This window comes from Aliidongia dinghuensis, from assembly GCF_014643535.1.
Classification (GTDB): Bacteria; Pseudomonadota; Alphaproteobacteria; order ATCC43930; family CGMCC-115725; genus Aliidongia; species Aliidongia dinghuensis.
Genome location: NZ_BMJQ01000078.1, coordinates 1 through 553 on the forward strand (window position 1 = coordinate 1; position 553 = coordinate 553).

Consider the following 553-nt stretch of genomic DNA (forward strand, 5'->3'; position numbering starts at 1 on the left):
CTAAGCCAATCCATATTTTTGTTTAAAGCTTAGGGCAGTTTTTAAATTATGCACAATGCTAGCGAGCACTGTACTCGTATGAAATTGCATTAACCTTAAATGACGAGCCTTGCTCATCCCATAATGCAATTTAAAATGACCAAATACCCGTTCCACCGTATTTCTAGTTTGGCTTTTTTGGATATTGGTACGTTTTTGTTGTTCGGTCCAAGGGGTATTACGCCATGCTCTATCAGGAATATGATTGTTTATCGGTGTTTCATGCTTGGCAAGATAGTGGTCATGGGCTTGGCTTTTATACGCACTGTCAGCGTAAACAGCAGATTCATTCCCTGTTAAAAGCGTGGTAAAACATTGTGAATCATGGACATTGACTGGGGTGGTTTCAACTTTTTTGACAAAGCTGTCTTCATCACAGTTTAGATGGATTTTAAAGCCGTAGGTGGTTTTTACTTTGCCTGTGCTGTCTTTTTTACTGACGTAGGCGGCTTCTTTGTCTTGGGTATTGTCGGTATGTTTGCCTTTTTTAGCTCGTTTGTTCTTGGCTTCAACG

Annotated in this window: 1 protein-coding gene; it reads right to left on the reverse strand. The window is 40.1% G+C overall.

Features of this window, described 5'->3' with window-relative positions:
• Window positions 1–553 (reverse strand): transposase (locus IEY58_RS34205; protein ID WP_189052666.1); only part of this gene is annotated, 553 nt, incomplete at its 5' end.